General features: G+C 71.1%; 15 protein-coding genes. 8 read left to right on the forward strand and 7 right to left on the reverse strand.

Going from position 1 to position 16,737, the window contains the following annotated elements:
* The first annotated feature begins 1 nt into the window (after position 1).
* The gene (locus J3486_RS14570) at positions 2 to 496 is read left to right on the forward strand and encodes a cupin domain-containing protein (RefSeq protein ID WP_207820706.1); all 495 of its coding nucleotides are present in this window, start codon (positions 2 to 4) and stop codon (positions 494 to 496) included.
* Positions 497 to 527: 31 nt separating this feature from the next.
* Here the strand turns inward: J3486_RS14570 and J3486_RS14575 are convergent, their stop codons facing one another.
* A complete protein-coding gene (locus J3486_RS14575) occupies positions 528 to 989 on the reverse strand; it encodes a cupin domain-containing protein (RefSeq protein ID WP_207820707.1) in 462 nt (153 codons plus the stop codon).
* A gap of 271 nt (positions 990 to 1,260) precedes the next feature.
* Between J3486_RS14575 and J3486_RS14580 the strand changes: the two genes are divergently transcribed.
* The 3 genes from J3486_RS14580 to J3486_RS14590 all read left to right on the forward strand — a co-directional run bounded on the left by J3486_RS14580 (position 1,261) and on the right by J3486_RS14590 (position 6,167).
* Positions 1,261 to 2,001, forward strand: coding sequence for an SDR family oxidoreductase (locus J3486_RS14580; RefSeq protein WP_207820708.1), 741 nt, complete (start codon positions 1,261 to 1,263; stop codon positions 1,999 to 2,001).
* 105 nt (positions 2,002 to 2,106) lie between these two features.
* Complete coding sequence (gene aceE / locus J3486_RS14585; protein WP_207820709.1) at positions 2,107 to 4,794, forward strand: pyruvate dehydrogenase (acetyl-transferring), homodimeric type; 2,688 nt, start codon at positions 2,107 to 2,109, stop codon at positions 4,792 to 4,794.
* Between the two features lie 101 nt (positions 4,795 to 4,895).
* Positions 4,896 to 6,167 (forward strand): 2-oxo acid dehydrogenase subunit E2, encoded by a 1,272-nt coding sequence (locus J3486_RS14590; RefSeq protein ID WP_207820710.1) that lies wholly within the window; start codon positions 4,896 to 4,898, stop codon positions 6,165 to 6,167.
* 88 nt (positions 6,168 to 6,255) lie between these two features.
* Here J3486_RS14590 and J3486_RS14595 read toward each other — a convergent pair whose 3' ends face one another.
* The 6 genes from J3486_RS14595 to J3486_RS14620 form a co-directional block, all read right to left on the reverse strand.
* Positions 6,256 to 6,696 (reverse strand): hypothetical protein, encoded by a 441-nt coding sequence (locus J3486_RS14595; RefSeq protein WP_207820711.1) that lies wholly within the window; start codon positions 6,694 to 6,696, stop codon positions 6,256 to 6,258.
* 67 nt (positions 6,697 to 6,763) lie between these two features.
* Complete coding sequence (locus J3486_RS14600) at positions 6,764 to 7,069, reverse strand: hypothetical protein (RefSeq protein ID WP_207820712.1); 306 nt, start codon at positions 7,067 to 7,069, stop codon at positions 6,764 to 6,766.
* 518 nt (positions 7,070 to 7,587) lie between these two features.
* Entirely contained in the window at positions 7,588 to 8,106 is a 519-nt protein-coding gene (locus J3486_RS14605; protein ID WP_229377987.1) for a GNAT family N-acetyltransferase, read from the reverse strand.
* A gap of 128 nt (positions 8,107 to 8,234) precedes the next feature.
* Positions 8,235 to 9,095, reverse strand: a complete 861-nt coding sequence (locus J3486_RS14610) for an alpha/beta fold hydrolase (protein ID WP_207820713.1) — start codon at positions 9,093 to 9,095, stop codon at positions 8,235 to 8,237.
* 151 nt (positions 9,096 to 9,246) lie between these two features.
* Positions 9,247 to 10,866: a ubiquinol-cytochrome c reductase cytochrome b subunit gene (locus tag J3486_RS14615; RefSeq protein WP_207820714.1), complete on the reverse strand. Its 1,620-nt coding sequence runs from the start codon at positions 10,864 to 10,866 to the stop codon at positions 9,247 to 9,249.
* An 87-nt stretch (positions 10,867 to 10,953) separates the two neighbouring features.
* Positions 10,954 to 11,892 (reverse strand): 2-hydroxyacid dehydrogenase, encoded by a 939-nt coding sequence (locus J3486_RS14620; protein WP_207820715.1) that lies wholly within the window; start codon positions 11,890 to 11,892, stop codon positions 10,954 to 10,956.
* Between the two features lie 182 nt (positions 11,893 to 12,074).
* Between J3486_RS14620 and J3486_RS14625 the strand changes: the two genes are divergently transcribed.
* The 4 genes from J3486_RS14625 to J3486_RS14640 all read left to right on the forward strand — a co-directional run bounded on the left by J3486_RS14625 (position 12,075) and on the right by J3486_RS14640 (position 16,723).
* Entirely contained in the window at positions 12,075 to 12,839 is a 765-nt protein-coding gene (locus J3486_RS14625) for a class I SAM-dependent methyltransferase (protein WP_207820716.1), read from the forward strand.
* 103 nt (positions 12,840 to 12,942) lie between these two features.
* Entirely contained in the window at positions 12,943 to 14,175 is a 1,233-nt protein-coding gene (locus tag J3486_RS14630) for an NAD(P)/FAD-dependent oxidoreductase (protein WP_207820717.1), read from the forward strand.
* 62 nt (positions 14,176 to 14,237) lie between these two features.
* A complete protein-coding gene (locus J3486_RS14635) occupies positions 14,238 to 15,338 on the forward strand; it encodes a phenazine antibiotic biosynthesis protein (protein WP_207820718.1) in 1,101 nt (366 codons plus the stop codon).
* Positions 15,338 to 16,723, forward strand: coding sequence for an aldehyde dehydrogenase family protein (locus J3486_RS14640; RefSeq protein ID WP_207820719.1), 1,386 nt, complete (start codon positions 15,338 to 15,340; stop codon positions 16,721 to 16,723). Before J3486_RS14635 ends, J3486_RS14640 begins: the two co-directional genes overlap by 1 nt.
* Positions 16,724 to 16,737: the final 14 nt, after the last annotated feature.

Below are 16,737 nucleotides of genomic sequence, written 5' to 3' on the forward strand. Positions count from 1 at the left end.
CATGTCGTATCCGTATCCGGAACAGAAGTACTGGGGCGAGGACGGGGAGGTCAGTGCCGTCTTCCGGCCGGCCGCCACACCGCCGGACCTCGGGCAGCGCGGTCCGGGCAAGGACGCCACCCACTACCTGGCGACGACCGCCACCACCCGCGGCGAGTTCGGCCTGTACCGGGTGGAGATGCGGCCCCGGGCCGGCGGCCCCAAGACGCATTTCCACAAGCGGATCTCGGAGTCGTTCTACATCCTGGACGGCACCGTGCGCCTCTTCGACGGAGCGCAGTGGGTCGACGCCCGCAAGGGCGACTTCCTGCACGTGCCGCAGGGCGGGCTGCACGCCTTCCGCAACGACTCCGACGCCCCGGCCGACATGCTGCTGCTGTTCACACCGGGCGCTCCGCGTGAGGAGTACTTCGAGCAGGTGTCGAAGCTGGCGCACGCCTCGGAGGAGGAGCGGGCCGCGTTCTTCGACCGGCACGACTCGTACTTCGTGGAGTGACGACACATCGGACGGGGCCCCGCGCTGTGTGTCAGGCGGTCGGCCGCGGTGCGCGCAGGTGGGCGCGCTCCTTCAGTTCCGCCTCGTCGACCAGTTCCAGCATGGGCTTGCCGGGGGCGCACATCATCGTGACGACGAACTCGGTGCGCTCGTCGTCCAGTGCGTTGCCGTCCTGGTAGTGGATGGCGTCGCCGCCGGGCTCCCAGAAGGTGCCGCCGGCCTCGACGACGCGCTCCGGCTCCCCTTCCAGTTCGAAGCGGACGGCGCCCTTGATGACGTACCCGAACGCCGGGCCGGAGTGGCGGTGCGGCGGGGTGCCGGGGTCGCCGGGCTCCCACTGGACGTGGATGGTCATCGCCGAGGCGCCCTCGGGCACGACGACCGGCGAGGCGTCCTGGAGCATCTTCGCCGCCCGGGTCCAGCTGGGGCCGTCCTCGCCGCCCGTGCCGTGCCCGTGGTGGCCGTGGTGGGTGTGCTGTGAGTTCTCCGACACTGGGTCGCACCTTCCGTGGTTGCACCGTGTCCGCGCGGTACGTCGTCCGCGCCATCACGTGATCGTCGCGGCCGTGGCGGCCGCTCGGTTCTCCTGACCGGGCGCCCCGGGAATCTGTGACACACGACGGCGCGGGCCGTGGCCGACACGGTGTCACAAGAACCGGCCGCGGCCTGTCTAGGTGAGGTGAGCACGGTGGCAGGCGGACGCCCGCGCCGCCGTCGCCTCGGACACCCGGCAGGGCCCTCGGCCCCCGACGAAAGAGATCCGGATGAGAGTCGTCGTCATAGGTGCCACCGGTCTGATCGGTTCCCGGACGGTCGCCAGGCTCCGCGACCACGGGGTGGAGGTCGTGCCGGTCTCCCGCGCGGACGCGGTCGACGTGAGCACCGGACAGGGCCTGGCGCAGGCCGTGCGCGGCGCCGAAGTGGTCGTGGACGTCACCGACGCCCCCTCGCGCGAACAGAGCGTCAGCACGAAGTTCTTCACCGCCTCGACGGGCCACCTCCTCAAGGCCGCCGCCGCGGCCGGCGCGGAGCACTTCGTGGCGCTGTCCGTGGTGGGTGCCGACCGCGTCAACTCCGGCTATTTCCGGGCCAAGGCGGCACAGGAGGATCTCGCGCGGCACGCCACCGTGCCCTACACCCTGGTGCGCGCCACTCCGTTCCACGAGTCCGTCGAGGCGATCGCAACGGCGGGGGCCCGGCCCGACGGAGTGCACGTGCCACCGCTGCTGGTGCGCCCGGTCGCGACGGACGACGTCGCCGCGGCACTCGCCCATGCCGCGGTGGGACTGCCACGTTTCGGAGTGCTGGAGGTCGCGGGGCCGCAGGAGCTTCGGCTCGACGAGGCCGCCGGTGAACTCCTGGCCCTCCTGGGCCGTACCGGTCCTGTGGTCCCCGACGCCCGCGCGCCCTTCTTCGGCGCGGTGCTCGGGGAGCGGACCCTGCTGCCCGGCCCCGGCGCCCACCTGGGCCACCACACGTTCACCGAGTGGCTCAAGAACCGCTGAGCCCCGCGGGCGGCGCCGCGCCGCCGCCCGCGCTCCACGCCGTCCGCCGGCCCCCTGGGTCCGCGGCCGGCCCCACCCGCCCCACGCCGTGACAGGAAGGCTGCCATGAACGATCCGTCCCGGCCCACCGAGACGCCCGCGTCCAGTGAGCTCGACCAGCTACCCGACCGCGACCGGGAGGAGACCGCCGAGTGGCGGGCCTCGCTCGACGCCGTCGTGCGCAACGCCGGGCCGGAACGCGCGGCGTACCTGATGCGTCGCGTGCACGAGTTCGCCGAGGCGTCCGGGGCCCCGCTGCCGCCGCTGCTGTCCTCGGACTACATCAACACCGTCCCGGCCGCCAAGCAGCCCGCGTTCGACGGGGACCTGGAGATGGAGTCCAGGATCACCGCGCTCAACCGGTGGAACGCCGCCGCGATGGTCACCCGGGCGTCCCGCCTCGGGCTCGGCGGCCACATCTCCACCTACGCGTCGGCGGCCTGGCTCTACGAGATCGGGTTCAACCACTTCTTCCGGGGCAAGGACGCGGGTGGCTCCGGCGACCAGCTCTTCCTCCAGGGGCACGCCTCGCCGGGCATCTACGCACGCGTGTTCCTCGAAGGCCGGCTGAGTGCCGAGCAGTTGGACGGCTTCCGGCGGGAGGCGGGCGGGCACGGGCTGCCGTCCTACCCGCACCCCCGGCGGCTGCCGTGGCTGTGGGAGTTCCCGACGGTCTCCATGGGTCTCGGTCCGCTCAGCGCCGTCTACCAGGCCCGCTTCAACCGCTATCTGCACGCGCGCGGCATCAAGGACACCTCCGCCTCCCGGGTGTGGGCGTTCCTGGGCGACGGGGAGACGGACGAGCCGGAGTCGCTGGCCGCCCTGACCCTCGCCTCCCGGGAGGGCCTGGACAACCTCACGTTCGTCGTCAACTGCAATCTCCAGCGCCTCGACGGACCGGTCCGCTCCAACTCGAAGATCGTGCAGGAGCTGGAGGCACGGTTCCGCGGCGCGGGCTGGAACGTGGTCAAGACGCTGTGGGGCGAGGCGTGGGACCCGCTGCTGGCGCGGGACACCACGGGCGACCTGGTGCGGCGCCTGGGCCACGTGCCCGACGCCCAGTTGCAGACCCTGGCCGCACGCGATGCCCCGTACATACGCGAGAACTTCTTCACCGGCGACGCCCTGACCGCCCTGTCCGCGTCCCTGAGCGACGCGCAGGTGGTGGAGTTGTTCGAGAACTCCCGCGGCGGACACGAGCCGTTGAAGGTGTACGCCGCCTACCGGGCCGCGGTGGAGCACCGGGGCGCGCCGACGGTGGTCCTGGCCCAGACGGTCAAGGGCCACACGCTGGGTTCGGCGTTCGAGTCGCGCAACGCCAACCACCAGATGAAGAAGCTGACGATGGCTCAGTTCCGCGAGCTGCGCGACGTACTGGACCTGCCGATCCCCGACAGCGAGCTCGCCGGGGATCAGGTCCCGTTCTGGCACCCCGGGCAGGACGCGCCGGAAGTGCGCTATCTGCGCGAGCGCCGGGCCGAGTTGGGCGGTCCCCTGCCGCTGCGCCGGGTGACGGCCACGCCGCTGCCGGAGCCGCCCGCCAAGCCCTTCGAGTCCCTGGAGAAGGGGTCCGGGCACCAGGAGATCGCGACCACGATGGCGCTGGTCCGGCTGGTCAAGGATCTGATGCGGGACGAGCGGACAGGGGCGCGCTGGGTGCCGATCGTCCCCGACGAGGCCCGCACGTTCGGCATGGAGTCGATGTTTCCCACGGCCGGCATCTACTCGCCGCAGGGTCAGACCTACGACCCCGTCGATGCGGACCAGCTCCTGCATTACAGGGAGAGCACCAGCGGGCAACTCCTCATCGAGGGCATCACCGAGGCCGGTTCCGTGGCCGAGTTCACCGCCGCGGCGACCTCGTACGCCACGCACGGCGAGCCGATGATCCCGTTCTACATCTTCTACGCGATGTTCGGTTTCCAGCGCACCGGCGATCAGTTCTGGGCGCTCGGCGACCAGATGGGCCGTGGCTTCGTGGTCGGTGGCACCGCAGGGCGTACGACCATGACCGGTGAGGGGCTGCAGCACGGGGACGGTCATTCGCATCTGCTGGCCGCCACCAATCCGGCGGCGGTCAGTTACGATCCGGCCTTCGCGTACGAAATCGCAGTGATCGTCCGGGACGGACTGCGCCGGATGTACGGCGAGCGGCCCGAGAACGTCTTCTACTACCTGACCGTCTACAACGAGCCGAAGCATCAGCCGGCCATGCCCGCGGTACCGGGTATCGAGGAGGGAATCGTCCGGGGCATCTACCGGTTCCGGCCCGCCGAACCCGATGCCGACGGGCCGCGTCTGCAGCTCCTGTCCTCCGGTACGGCCGTCCACTGGGCGCTGCGGGCACAGGAACTCCTCGCCGATGACTGGGGTGTGCACGCCGATGTGTGGTCGGTGACGTCCTGGACGGAGCTGCGCCGGGACGCGATGCGCGCCGACGACGCCCGGACGCGCGGCGAGGAGCGCACACCGTTCGTCACCGAGGCGCTCGCGGGCGCACCCGGCCCCGTGCTGGCGGTCAGCGACTGGATGCGGCAGGTACCGGACCAGATCAGCCAGTGGATCGAGCAGGACTACTACTCCCTGGGCACCGACGGTTTCGGTCTTTCCGACACGCGTGAGGCCGTTCGCCGGTACTTCCGGGTGGACGCCGAGTCGATCGTCGTGAGCGCCCTCGACCGGCTGGCGCGGGCCGGGCAGATCCTCCCCTCGACGGTCGGACAGGCCCGCGCACGCTACGGCCTCGACCTCTGAGACACCCCGGGCGCGACCGGCTCCATACGACACAGACCATGAACGACAGATCCGGCGGGACGTCGCGTCGCGCCCGCCGGCCATGAGGAGTTGAGGACATCATGACGGTTTCCGTCACCCTGCCCGCGCTCGGTGAATCCGTCACCGAAGGCACCGTGACCCGTTGGCTGAAGCAGGTGGGCGAGCGCGTCGAGGCCGACGAACCGCTACTGGAGGTCTCCACCGACAAGGTCGACACGGAGATCCCTGCCCCGGCCGGCGGTGTCCTGCTGGAGATCGTCGCAGCGGAGGACGAGACGGTCGAGGTCGGCGCCGCGCTCGGCGTCATCGGCGCATCGGACGAGGCACCGACGGCCCCGGCTCCCGCACCTGCCGCACCACCCACACCACCCACACCACCGGCTCCCGCCGCGGCCGTACCGCCCACGCCCACCGCGGGGCCCAGCACGCCGACACCTGCCCCGGCACCGACACCTGCCCCGACTCCGGCTCCGGCTCCGGCTCCGACTCCGGCTCCGGCTCCGGCTCCGGCTCCGGCTCCGGCTCCGGCCCTAGCCGCAGCACCGACCCCTGCTCCAACTGCCGTTCCGGCACATCCAGTTGAGCCCTCTCCCCCCGCCGTTCCTCAAGCCACCGCCACCCTGCGCGGCCGTACGGTGCCGATCACCCGCATACGCCGTGCCATCGGCAACAACCTGAAGCAGGCGCTCCAGGAGCAAGCGCAGCTGACCACCACGGTGGAGGTCGACGTCACGCGGCTCATGCGGCTGCGCAGCCGGGCGAAGGACGGTTTCCTCGCCCGCGAGGGACTCAAGCTGTCGCCGCTGCCGTTCTTCATCAAGGCCGCCGCCCAGGCGTTGCGGGCGCACCCCGTCGTCAACGCGCGGATCGACGAGGCCGCGGGGACCATCACGTACTTCGACACCGAGAACATCGGCATCGCGGTCGACACGGAGGACGGCCTGATGACCCCGGTCGTCAAGGCGGCCGGTGACCTGACGGTCACTGGGCTCGCCCGAGCCGTCCACGACCTGGCCGAGCGGGCCCGCGGCAGACACCTCACCCCCGACGACGTGACGGGCGCAACCTTCACGATCTCCAACACCGGTTCGCGCGGCGCCCTGTTCGACACCGTCATCGTGCCGCCGAAGGAGGCCGCGATCCTGGGGGTGGGAGCCACGGTCCGGCGTCCGGCGGTCGTGCGCGACGGCGACGACGAGGTCATCGCCATCCGGGACCTGGTGCACCTGTCGCTGTCGTACGACCACCGGCTGGTGGACGGGGCGGACGCGGCCCGCTACCTGACCTCGGTGAAGGCGATCCTGGAGGCAGCGGTGTTCGAGGACGATCTGTACGCCGACACCGTGGCGTAGGCCGAGGAGCCCAACAGCGCGGCCCGCGTCCTCTTCCTGCGGGAAGGGGACGCGGGCCAGTCGTGTCCATGTCCCGCCCCGGCGTGCTTTAGGGCACGTCGTTCACGGTGATCGCAACGCCGGGAACCCCGCCCTCCCGCATCGCGTTTCCGGCCTCCATTCCTGAACCATCGGCCTTGGGTCGCACCAGAGTGTCGTAGGGCTCGTCCGGCCCCGCGATGGCCGTATAGGTGTCCCTCTTGTCCCACGAGAATCCCACGGGAACCGTCACCCAGGTGTCGGTGGAGTCCACCGTCACGTTGACGTCGAGCCCGAACGTGCAGTCCTTGTTCGAGGCGAAGTAGACATCGAATGTGCGGGCGTCGTTCTGCTCCATCACGATGGGCTTCTTGTAGAAGCTTCTTCCAAGAGCGATCTCTGTATCGGTGCCCTTGCCCGGCGCCCCGATTTTGGGGTAGCCGCGCTCCATTCGATAGGCGTGCAGGGCGTCGTACTGGCCGACGTCGAAGCCCAGTACGTCCCGCTCCACGTCCTCCCCCGGTCCACCCATGACCGGCGGGAGAACGAGCGTTCCATGCATGTCCCGTCGGTTCAGGTCATCGCGCCCCGTTCTTCGTGAGCCAGGCGTTGAACTCGTGGTCCCAGACAGTGCTGTTGGCGACGTCCGGAAAGTCGTAGGTGGCCTTCTCGAACGCGAACCGGTAGTTCAAGATCGGAGACTCGCCGGCGGTGATTTTGATGGGTGCACCGTTGGCGATGGCCTCCTCCCTTTCCTTGGCCTCCTTCTCGCGCTCATTGGTTTCCTTGTCCGCCGTTGCGCTGGTTTCGCTGCTCTTGTTTGCGTTCACGGCGAGGTAGGTGGCCAGTCCTCCGAACACTACGGTGGGGATGAGTGCCGCCATGATGACCGAGTTGCGATACCAGGGCTTCTCGGGCGGGAGCGCGGGGGCAGCCGGCGTCGGCTGGGGAACCGGCCCGTACGGCGGTGGTTGAGAGGGTGGGGTTGTCGCACCATCAGGGGTGGGCGGCCGGCCTCCGGGGCCAGGTTGCGACGGCGGAGGTGGCTGCGAAGACATGAGTACCCCGGTGTGTGATCTGAACGTGAGGCACGACGTTGTAGCAGAACGGTGTTGAGGCCTCAACGACCCGATGAGCAGGACGTCCGGTTTCGGACAGCCGCCGGCACCGTCCATGGCCGGTCGTCACTGAGGTCCAGGACCGGATCCGGGTCAACGACACCAAGGCTTCCGCTCACGTCGCGATCGCAGGCAGCGGAAAGCGGCAGGTCCACCGGGTTCGGTTGCGACTGTGCCCGGCGACGCGTCGAGGCCTCACCGGCCGCCGATCGCCTCATGAACTCCGGCGCGGCCTCCCTCGTTACGACGGGGCGCTGCCGGTCGTGTCGCGATCTGAAAGGCCTTCACGACGGCGTCGGCGTCGAGGCCCCGGTCGTCGCCGGGCCTGCGCCCCGGTCCGCGAGGTCGCGGGTCCAGGCCCACGCGGTGACGGAGTCGCCTTCCTGCGTACGGTGCACGGGAACATCCGCGTGGCGCAGGATCGCGTCGATCCGTTCGTCGCCGGGCAGGAACAGCCCGTAGAGGGTCTCCCAGCCGCCGCCGAGCGCGTACCCCGCAAGACGCCGCAGCAGCCGGGTCCCGAGTCCGCGACCCTGCCAGGCATCCTCGACCAGCAGCGCGGCCTCCACCGCGGAGTGATCCGGCATCAGGTGGCCCACGGCGATGTGGCGACCCGTAGCGTCCCGCACCGCCAGGTGGACCGAGCCGGGGCGGTTCAGCAAGCCGGGCAGGTAGATGGCGGGGTCGGGCATCGCCCGGTGGTAGCGACTCCACAGAGTCTGCGGCGAGCAGCGGCGGTGCAGTGCCACGGTGCGGGCGAGGTCGGCGGGGCCTGTCGGTGTGATCCGCGGTTCGCGGCGCATGAGTTCGTCCTTGCACATCCGGTACCGGTGCGGGAGGTGGCCCGCCGGGCCGTCGGCCGGTGGGGCGGGTCGCCCACACCTGACCGGCCGCACCGGCCGGCTGTGACACACGAAGAGCCGTGTCGGGGTCAGCGCACCGAGTGGGCGGCGTCCTCGATGACCTCGGTGACCTTCCCGGGCTTCGAGACGCTCACCGCGTGCGAGGCTCGTACCTTCGAGGTGTGGGCGTGGGCCCGCTCGGCCATGAACTCCTGTGTCGCGGCCGGGATGTTGCGGTCCTGCGTGGCGACCAGGACCCAGGACGGGATGGTCTTCCAGGCCGGTTCGGCCGCGCCCTCGGCCAGGGCGGCGTCGGTGATCGGCCGCTGCGTGACGGCCATCAGGTCCGTCTTGGCGCGGGGCACGTCCGCCGCGAACTGGTGATGGAACGCTTCGTCCCGGATGTACAGGTCGTTGACCGGGGAGCCGTCGGCGTTGGTGGTCGGCACCGGGCGCAGCGCGTCGCCGAGGGTGCTGCCGGGGAACTTGGCCGCCAGGTCGGCGGCGCTCTCGCCCTTCTCCGGGAGGAAGGCCGCAAGGTAGACGAGCGCCTTGACGTTCGCGTTGCCGGTGGCGGCGTTGCTCATCACCGAGCCGCCATAGGAGTGTCCGGCCAGGACGATGGGACCGTCGATGCCGGCCAGGACGTCCCTGAGATAGGCGGAGTCGCCGCTCAGGGAGCGCAGCGGGTTGGCGACGGCGACCACCGGGTAGTGGTCGTGCCGCAGCCTGCGGATGACGTCGTTCCAGCTGGTGGCGTCGGCGAACGCGCCGTGGACGAGCACGACGGTGGGCTTGGGCGCCTCGGTGGCGGCGCCCTTGTCGGCGGCGGCCGACCCGGTGGTGGTGACGAGCAGCCCGGCGAAGACGCTCGCGGTGGCGAGGGCTGTGAGAGCGGTACGGGTCCGGCCGGTACGGGTGGTTCGGCCGGTACGAGTGGTTCGGTTCATGGCGATGTCCTTTCGGACGGAGTTGAGGATGGGTGATCGGGATTCGGTGATCGGTGCCCGCGTCTCCCGGACGGGGGGCGGGCGAGGGTCCCGGCGGACGGTCCGTCGGCCGACGGACCGTCCGCCGGGATGCCGGTGCGGCCGCTTCGGCTCAGGGCCGGTGCCGGCCGGTGAGTTCCTTGTGCTCGGTCGGCGAGGGCTTGGGGATCTGGGTGCCCGGTCCGTAGAAGGCGCGGCTGAGCGCGACGCGCAGGCGACGGGTGCGGGCGGGCACGGAGCCGGCGGGGCCCGGCTCGGGCCCGGCCTCCAGCGGCCGGTACTGCTGGTGGGCGGTGAGGGTGTGCAGTTGCGCCTGGTCGAGGGGCTCGTGGACCTCGACGTACTCGCCGTGCGGCAGACGCTTGATGACGCCGGTCTCGCGCCCGTGCAGCACCTTGTCGCGGTCGCGCCGTTGCAGGGCGAGCGCGAGGCGCTTGGTGAGGACGAAGGCCAGTACCGGGGCGACGAACAGGCCGACGCGCACGGTCCAGGTCACGGAGTTGACGGAGACGTGCAGGCGGGTGGCGATCACGTCGTTGGCGGCGCCGATGAGTGCCACCGCGTAGACGCTGAGCCAGGCCACCCCCAGGGCGGTCCGCACCGGGCGGTTGCGGGGGCGGTCCAGCAGATGGTGGTCCCGGTCGTCGTCGGTGACCCACGCTTCCAGGAAGGGATAGGCGCCCATCGCCAGGAAGAGCAGCATCCCGGCCAGCAGGGGAAGGAAGTTGTCCAGGGCCAGCGTGTGACCCCACAGGTCGATCTCCCAGCCGGGCATGACGCGCAGCAGGCCGTCCGCGACGCCCATGTACCAGTCCGGCTGGGATCCGGCGGAGACCTGGTCGGGGCGGAAGGGGCCGTAGTCCCACACGGGGTTGATCTGGGCCACGGCGGCCATGATGAAGATCACGCCGGAGACGAGGCAGAAGTAGCCGGCGGACTTGACGGCATGCACCGCGAACGGAAGGCCGACGACGTTCTTCTCGGTGCGGCCCGGCCCCGGGTACTGCGTGTGCCGGTGGCGCACGGCCAGTGCCACGTGGCCGGCCAGGAGCAGGACCAACAGCGCGGGGATGACCAGCGTGTGCAGGGTGTTGAAACGGGCGATCAGGTCCTCGCCGGGGAACTCGCCGCCGAAGAGGAAGAACGACAAGTAGGTTCCGACGATCGGGACCGACAGCAGTGTGCCGTTGACGACCTGAAGGCCGGTTCCGGACAGTAGGTCGTCGGGCAGGTCGTAGCCGGTCAGGCCCGCGAACATGGCCAGGACAAGCAGCAGGAACCCGAGCACCCAGTTCAGCTCGCGCGGCTTGCGGAACGCGCCGGTGAAGAAGACCCGCATCAGGTGCGCGAACACCGCGGCCACGAAGACCAGCGCCGCCCAGTGGTGCGCCTGGCGGACGAGGAGACCGCCGCGGACGTCGAAGGAGAGGTGCAGGGTCGAGTCGAAGGCCCGGGACACCAACTGACCCCGCAACGGCGCGTACCGGCCGTCGTAGACCACGAGGTCGGCGGAGGGGTGGAAGTAGAGGCTGAGGTAGACACCCGTGATCAGCAGGATGACGAGACTGTAGAGCGCGATCTCGCCGAGCAGGAACGACCAGTGGTCCGGGAAGACCAGCCGCCGTGCGGAGCGCAGCGGTGCGCGCAGGCCCGTCCTGCTGTCCGCCCACGAGGCGAGTCGCTCTCCCCCGCGCCGCTGTTCCGGCTCGGTAGGCCGACTGTCGTTGCCCATCTCGTCACCATTCGTTTCGCGAAGCCGATTCGTCCCAGTCAAGACCGGGACGACCGCAAAGGTGTGACACCTTCGGGCGGGCCGACGTCAGCGTGTGACGATGTTCTCCAGCTCCTCACCCGCGGCGAACCGGACCAACTGGCGTCGGACGAGCGCTTCGAGACGAGGCCACAGGTCGGGGGTGAACGCGCCGACGTGCGGGGTGATCAGGACGCCGGGCGCGGTCCAGAGCGGGTGCCCCGGCGGGAGCGGCTCGGGGTCGGTCACGTCGAGGGCGGCCCGTAGCCGGCCCCCGTGCACCTCCTTCACCAAGGCGTCGGTGTCGACGACCGCGCCCCGGGACACGTTGACGAGCAGAGCGCCGTCCTTCATGCGGGACAGCAGACCGGCGTCGAAGAGCCCACGGGTCGCCGTGGTCAGCGGGGTGGACAGCACGATCACATCCGCGTCCGCGGCGAGTTCGGGCAGCATCCGTACCGAGCGCACCGGCCCCCGGGGCGTTTCCCGGTCCTCCCGCCCGACGCGGGTGACGGCGCAGCCGAAGGGTGTCAGGAGTTCCTCCAGGGCGGAGCCGACGGCCCCGTACCCGACGATGAGCACGGATCGCCGGTACAGGGACGAGAAGGTCTGTGGGGACCAGTCCTCCCGGTTCTGGGCGCGGAGCGACTCCGGTATGCCCCGCAGGCCGGCGAGGATCAACGCCAGGGCCAGCTCCGCCGTGCCGGCGGCCGGAACTCCCTTCGCGCTGCACAAGGTCACCTCGCGGGGCAGCCGGGCCAGCGCCGCCCGCAGTTCGTCGGTCCCGGCGCTGAGCGCCTGCACCGCCCGCAGCCGGGCCATCCGGGCGAGCGGCCCTGCGATGACGGCGATGTCCTTGGTCAGCGGAGGGACGTAGAACTCGACCTCCGCCGGGTCCGTGGGATAGCCCGAACGGCCGTCCCAACGGGCGTAGTCGAGGCCCGGGGGCAGATCGGCGAGCCGGCCGAACTGCGCGGGCAGCCATACTTTCGGGGAACGCGCGGTCATGACGACGTACTCCGCTCTCACGACGGTTTCACGACGGTTTCGGGGCCACCGGTCCGCTCATGGAAGGGCGCGGACGGAGCCGGATCATTGACTGCGCACCGTGTGCTTCTGTGACAGCGGCCCGTGATGCGATCGCTCACCCTCGCTGTCACACACACTGCCCATACGTTGTCATGCCGGGCATGCACACTGTCATCAGCGGACCGTCGGACATCCGACGGGAATCCGATTCCTACGCGGTCACCGCGGAGTTCTACGACATCCTCCAGGCCGACGCGGACGAGGCGCGGGTCCGTCGCCTCTACGGCCGCGAGGTCGCGACGGCGCGCCGCGGCGTGCTGGACATCGGGGCCGGCACCGGGCGGGTGACGATGCTGGCCCTGGCCGACTCCTGGGCCGACGTGCACGCGGTCGAGCCGGCCCGCGCCATGCGCACGTCTCTGCTGACCCGGCTCGCCGCCCTTCCTTCCGAGCAGCGGAGCCGGGTCACCGTGCACCCGCGCTCCCTGGACGAGGCGGCGCTGCACGCGGTCGCGGACGTGGCCGTCTGTCACAACGTGGTGGGCTGCCTTGCGCCCGCCGTACGCGAGAGGCTGTGGCCCGCCATCGGCGCGGCCCTCACCCCTGGCGGTTCGCTGTTCGTGCAGTTGCCGCCGGCCCGGCTCCCCGTCCGCACCGTCGTGCGCCTGTTGACGGACCAGCGCGTCGGCGCGCACACCTACGGCGGGCGCATGACGATGTCGGCCGTCGGCTACCGCATCCGCGCCCGGGCCGATTACTGGGTCAGAGGCGGTGAGGACGTGCTGCGGCGGCACACCGAGACGTTCTGGATGTGGCCCGCGACCCGCTCCCGGCTCATCGGCGAGCTGGCTCCGCACGGATTCGTCCCGCTGCCCGGATACGAGGACTCGGAACTGCTCGCCGTCAGCCTCCGGCACCGCTCATGAGCCGTGGGACACCGGGTGTCCCGCCTCCGTCCACCTGTCACAACTGGCTTCGCCACCCGGTCTGTTGGACGACCGCACCACACCTTCTGGGACTGGAATCAACATGTCACGTGTGAAGACGTTCGTGATCGTCGGGGGCGGCCTGGCCGCCGGCAAGGCCGCGGAGGAACTGCGCGCGCACGGTCACGACGGACCCCTCGTCGTCATCGGCGACGAACAGGAACGGCCGTACATCCGGCCACCGCTGTCCAAGGGCTATCTGCTGGGCAAGGAGGACCGTGAGTCGGTCCATGTGCACCCCGAGGACTGGTACGGGACGAACGAGGTCGACCTGCTGCTCGGCCGGACCGTGACGTCCGTCGACCGGCCGGGCGGCACGGTGCGCCTCGACGACGGCAGCCGCGTCCGCTACGACCGGCTGCTCCTGGCGACCGGTTCCACGCCCCGGCACCTGTCCGTCCCCGGCGCGGACCTGGACAACGTGCTGTACCTGCGGCGCCTGGGCGACAGCGACCGGCTCAGGGCCGCCTTCACCGAGGGCTCTCGGATCGTGGTGGTCGGCGGCGGCTGGATCGGCCTGGAGACGGCGGCGGCCGCCCGGACGGCCGGGGCGCACGTGACCGTGCTCGAACATGGCGAACTGCCTCTCCTCAAGGTCCTGGGGCGCGAGGCCGCCGAGGTCTTCGCCGGCCTGCACCGCGACCACGGTGTCGATCTGCGTGCCCGGGCCGAGATCGAGCGCATCACCGGAACGGGCGGACGCGTGAACGGCGTCGTGCTCGCCGACGGCACCCGACTGCCCGCGGACGCCGTGGTGGTCGGAGTGGGCATCACACCCAACGTACGGCTGGCCGAGGAGGCGGGCCTGGACGTGCGCAACGGCATCGTCACGGACGCGCGTCTGCGGACCTCCGCCGAGGGCATCTGGGCCGCCGGCGACGTCGCCAACGCCTACCACCCGCGGCTCGGCCGCCATGTGCGCGTGGAGCACTGGGCCAACGCACTGCACCAGCCGCGCACCGCCGCGCTGAGCATGCTGGACATGAAGGCCGAGTACGACCGGCTGCCGTACTTCTACACCGATCAGTACGACCTCGGTATGGAGTACACCGGGTATGTGGAGCCGGGCGGCTACGACCGGGTCGTCTTCCGCGGAGCGCGGGACGAGCGGCGCTTCATCGCCTTCTGGATGTCCGGCAAGCGGGTCCTGGCCGGCATGAGCGTCAACGTGTGGGACGTCATCGACACGGTCCGGTCCCTCGTCGAGTCCGGCACGGAGACCGACGACGACGCGCTCGCCGACCCCGGGGTCCCCCTGGAGAGCCTCGTTCCGTGAGGCGCCACCTGACACGCCCCTCGCGCACCCTCCTTCGACGATCCGCCTGGAGAGGACCAGTCATGGCCCCCGAACCCCTTGCCGTCCTGGACGCCGGGCCGTTCGACGACGTCGACCCGGACGCGTACGTACGAGCCGCCATGCGCTGGCACTTCGACCCCGCGACCGGCTCGCGCTTCTGGCTGGACCGGGCCGGCCGCCTCGCCTTCGACCCCCGGCACGACGTCAAGGGCGTCGCCGATCTGTCCCTCTTCCCCGATCTGACCGACGAACTGCGCGTGGTCCCCGTGGCGGACCTGGTCCCCCGTGGCTACGGCAGCGGCGTCCGTCTCGTCAACGTCTTCGACAGCGGCGGGACGACCGGGGCTCCGAAGCGGGTCATCCAGCTCGACGACTGGGTGTGGCACAGCACGGCGCACATCGACCGACGGCTGCGCGCCCACGGCCTGCCCGTCGGCGCGCAGTGGCTGACCGTGGCGCCGACCGGCCCGCACCTGGTGGGGGACGTCCTGCAACGGGCGGCGCGCTCGCTGGGCGGCCCGGCGCTGAGCGTCGACATGGATCCGCGGTGGGTGAAGAAGCTGATCGCCGCAGGTCGTGAGGACGAGGTCGAGTCCTACACGGACCACCTCGTCGACCAGTGCCGACGGATCCTGTCGACGCAGACCGTCGGCGTACTCGCCGCCACCACTCCGCTGTTGGAGCGCTTCGCCCGCGAGGACGACCTTTTGGAGCGCATCAACGGCTCGGTCCGGGCCATCGTCTGGGGCGGGACGCACATGGACCCGGACACCCGCCACCTGCTGGCCACGGACGTCTTCCCAGACAGCGCCCTGATCGGCATGTACGGCAACACCATGATGCTCACCGCGCTCTTGGAACGCGTCGGGCTCGGCCCCGACGAGCCCTGTGTGTTCGACCCGGTGTCGCCGTACGTGTTCCTGTCGGTCGTGACGCCGGGCACCCGGGAACCGGTCGGGTTCGGCGAACGTGGCCAGGTGATCGTCAGTCATGTCAGCAGGTCCATGCTCATCCCGAACAACGCGGAACGCGACACGGCCGTCCGAGTGCGGCCGGCGGAGGGGCAGGCGGGGGACGCCGTCGCCGATGTCGCGCCGGTCTCCGTGGTCGAGGGCGACCGGGTGATCGAGGACGTGTACTGATGCCGACTCCCCCGCATCCGCAGCCGGTTCAGCTGGACGCGCTGGGTCCCCGCGGCCCCTACCGGACACGGGTGCCGAGCACGGTGCACGACGTGACCGGCGCAGAGGTGGCGCGGTTGAGCCTGGTGCCGCCGGTGTACGTGACCCGGGCGCTGTCCGCGCTGCGCGGGGCCGAGCCCGTACCGGCGGCCCAGGTCGACACGCTCCTTGCGGCGGCCGCCGAGGAGTTCGCCTCGGGCACCGTCGGCGGCCTGGACGTACCCGCATACGAGGACCTCGTCAGCCGTACGGCCGGGACGCCGCTCCCGGTGGTGCGCGCCGCGACCCGGGGCACGGCGCGCTTCGTCGCCCTGGCGCGTTCGTCCGCGGAACAGGGCAGGCCGCGCGGGACGTTCGCGGGCCTTGCACACATGGACGCCGGGCACGCCGTCTGGGCACGGCGCGGCGATGTGTTCGCCGTCAACGCCTCCGGCAACCACCCCGGCGTCCACCGGCTGTGGCTGGAAGCCCTGGCTCTCGGCTACCGCGTGGCCGTACGCCCGTCGCGGCGCGAGCCGTTCACCCCGCACCGGCTGGTCGCGGCGCTGCATCGGGTGGGTGTCCGACAGGACCAACTGGTGCTGCTGCCCACGGACCACCGGGCCGCCGACATGCTGATCCGCGGCGCCGACCGCACGGTGGTGTACGGCGGCGACGACGTCGTCGCCCGGTACGCGGGCGATCCCCGCGTGCTGCCCCAGGGGCCGGGCCGGAGCAAGATCCTCGTCACGGCGGACACCGACTGGCGCGCGCACCTCGACACGATCGTCGCGTCGGTCGCCGACGAAGGCGGCACCGCGTGCGTCAACGCCACCGCCGTGCTCGTCGAGGGCGATCCGGCACCGCTCGCCGAGGCCCTCGCTGCCAGTCTGTCCTCACTGCCCTCCCTGCCACCCCAGGACCAGCGGGCGGTACTTCCGGTGTGCGGCCTGGAGCGGGCCCGGGCCCTCGACTCCTATCTGCGGTTGGTGGCGGCCGGGACCCGGCCCTGGCTCGGCGGCGACGGCATAGTGGAGGATCTGGGCGACGGAAGTGCCGTGCTGCGCCCGGCAGTTCACCAGGCCGCCAGTGCCGGCGCCGAGCAGCTGCGGACCGAACTGCCCTTTCCCTGCGTATGGGTGGCCCCCTGGAACCGGACGGACGGCACCGCTCCGCTGCGAGACACCCTCGTGCTCACGGCCCTCACCCGCGACCGGAGCCTGCTCGACAGGCTGGTGGCGGAACCCACCGTCGCCAATGTGCACGTCGGCGACCACCCGACCTACTGGATGGCGCCCGGCATACCCCACGACAGCTATCTGTCGGACTTCCTGATGCGCGGCAAGGCGGTTGTCGGCACGCTGTGACGGGAGGTTCGCGA

The sequence above is a fragment of the Streptomyces sp. VRA16 Mangrove soil genome (genome assembly GCF_017377775.1).
Lineage (GTDB): Bacteria > Actinomycetota > Actinomycetes > Streptomycetales > Streptomycetaceae > Streptomyces.